General features: G+C 69.7%; 3 protein-coding genes. All 3 read left to right on the forward strand.

Going from position 1 to position 2,206, the window contains the following annotated elements:
* Positions 1 to 119: 119 nt before the first annotated feature.
* Positions 120 to 320, forward strand: coding sequence for a hypothetical protein (locus QMK24_RS41070; protein ID WP_283472021.1), 201 nt, complete (start codon positions 120 to 122; stop codon positions 318 to 320).
* Between the two features lie 9 nt (positions 321 to 329).
* Complete coding sequence (locus QMK24_RS41075) at positions 330 to 734, forward strand: hypothetical protein (RefSeq protein ID WP_283472022.1); 405 nt, start codon at positions 330 to 332, stop codon at positions 732 to 734.
* 111 nt (positions 735 to 845) lie between these two features.
* Positions 846 to 2,171 carry an IS701 family transposase gene (locus QMK24_RS41080; RefSeq protein ID WP_283472023.1) on the forward strand — a complete coding sequence of 442 codons (1,326 nt, stop codon included), beginning with the start codon at positions 846 to 848 and terminating at the stop codon, positions 2,169 to 2,171.
* Positions 2,172 to 2,206 lie beyond the last annotated feature (35 nt).

Raw genomic sequence — 2,206 nt, forward strand, 5'->3', positions numbered from 1 at the left:
CTCGACTTTCGTCATTCTGATGGGTCGTCGGCTCCTATGCGGCTGTCGAAGACGAGCTCGAGGAGGCCCTGCCCAGGGTCGAGGCATGAACTCCAACATCGGCGGTACACCAGCGCGATGTGCCCGCCGTCCTCGCCGATGATGCCGTCGCGATGGACCTCGGCGGTAGCGTCAATGGTGACAGCCGCGTCGTCTGCGCAGGCGCCGACCGGATCCGTGCGCATTTGGTGCTGCTTGGCGTGATGGAACGTGTTCACACCAGCGACCGGAAGGACCGGCAGCACTGGCAGCAGTTCATCGCATACGGACGCGAAAGGTGAGGCGCATCGATGAGCGTGTTCGACGAGTACCTGGCGGACTGGGACTTCGGCGAGCCGTGGAAGCCAGTGGTCGAACACCTTGCTGCCCGCGTCGCCACGTGGCCGAACGGTGCGCCGGAACCCGACGAATTCCTGGTCGACTTCCCCGTCGACGTTCTGTGGACGGACGGCCTCCTGGTCTGGACGACGCTGGTCGACCCCGTCCTCAACGGGGCCAGTTACTGCCTGGGCGGCCAGATCGACCTCACGGGCCTGCGATGCGGACTCCTCAACCCCCACAATCCCGGAGACTCCCTTGACTGCCGCTTCGTCCTCCTCGGTTACGGGCGGTCCCTCAGCGAGCTGACCGACGCTCTGCTGGACTGGGTGACCGCACAGGCCGGCCCTCCTCTCGACTCTCGACGTTTTCGTTGATCGTCGTTTGGGTCGCTCGGGCGGGTGATGTGGGGCCGTCCGGCCGCGTGGGGTGGGGACAGCGGAGAAGCATCGGCGGTGCTTCTGTCTCCTCCGGGGAGGGACCCGCCGATGCTTCCGGATCCGACCGTACCCGCTTCGCTGCTCGCCGTGCTGGGGTTACTGCGGGGTTGCTTCACCGCGCCGACGTTCACCACTTTCGCGGCGCTGGTCACGGGGCTGGTCGCGCAGACCGGGCGGGGCACGGTGACCGGGATGCTCGCGGGTGCGGGGTTGACGCGCTCCTGGTCGCATGACCGCGCCCACGCGTTCTTCTCCCGGGCCCGGTGGAGCCCGGACCTGTTGGGCATCGCCCTGTCCCACCTGGTCGTGCGCCGTCTGCTGCCCGAGGGCTCGGTGCTGACGGTCGCGGTGGACGACACCTTGTTCAAGCGGCGCGGGAAGAAGGTGTTCGGCGCGGCCTGGCAACACGACGGCGCCGCCAAGGGCCCCAAGCCGGTCGGGCGCGGGACGTGCTTCGTCGTGGTCGGCATCATCGTCCAACTCCCGTTCCTGGCGAGGCCGGTGTGCCTGCCGGTGATGGCCCGGCTGTGGCGCCCGAAGCAGGAGCAGTCCAAGGTCGACCTCGCCGCGTCCATGCTCCGCCTGCTGGCCGCATGCCACCACACCCGGCGCATCCACGTGGTCGCGGACGCCGCCTACCACGGGCGGGCCCTGCGTGACCTGCCCGCCACCTGCACCTTCACCACCCGGCTGCCCGCGTCCGGGGTGCTGTACGACCTCGCCCCGCCGCGCACCGGCCGCCGCGGACGGCCCGCACTCAAGGGCGCCCGCCTGGGCACCGCGAAGGACCTCGCCGCCACCCTCGTGTTCGCGTCCGTCCACGTCACGCGCTACCAGCGCACCGAGACCGTGCACCTGGCCGAGCAAACCTGCCTGTGGTACGGCTCCTTCCACACCCAAACGGTCCGCGTGATCCTCCTACGCGACGACGACACCGCCACCGGCTATGACCTCGCGCTGGTCACCACCGACCTGACCACCCCCGCCCCGGCGCTGATCACCCGCTACGCGTGGCGCTGGGCGATCGAGGTCACCTTCGCCGAGGCCCGCGACCTGCTCGGGACCGGCCAGGCCCAAAACCGCACCCGGGCCGCCGTCGAGCGCACCGTCCCGTTCGGCCTGTACTGCTACACGATCACCGTCGCCTGGTACGCGCTGCACGGCCACCACCCCAGCGACGCCGCCGACCGCCGCGAGCACGCCCCCTGGTACACCACCAAGACCGACCCCTCCGTGGCCGACATGCTCGCCAAGCTCCGCCGGGTCATAATCGCCGCCCGATTTCTGCCCAGGAGCCCAGGCCGGCCCACCGATCAGGAAATCCGCGCCGTCCAGCAAGCATGGGCCACAGCCAGCCTCGACACCGCCGCATAGGAGCCGACGACCCGTCAGAACGACGAAAGTCGAGC

The sequence above is a fragment of the Streptomyces sp. PH10-H1 genome, from assembly GCF_030063355.1.
GTDB lineage: Bacteria > Actinomycetota > Actinomycetes > Streptomycetales > Streptomycetaceae > Actinacidiphila.

Coding starts and splice junctions, on each gene's coding strand:
- QMK24_RS41075 (WP_283472022.1), top strand. CDS start 330: ATGAGCGTGTTCGACGAGTACCTGGCGGACTGGGACTTCGGCGAGCCG.
- QMK24_RS41080 (WP_283472023.1), top strand. CDS start 846: ATGCTTCCGGATCCGACCGTACCCGCTTCGCTGCTCGCCGTGCTGGGG.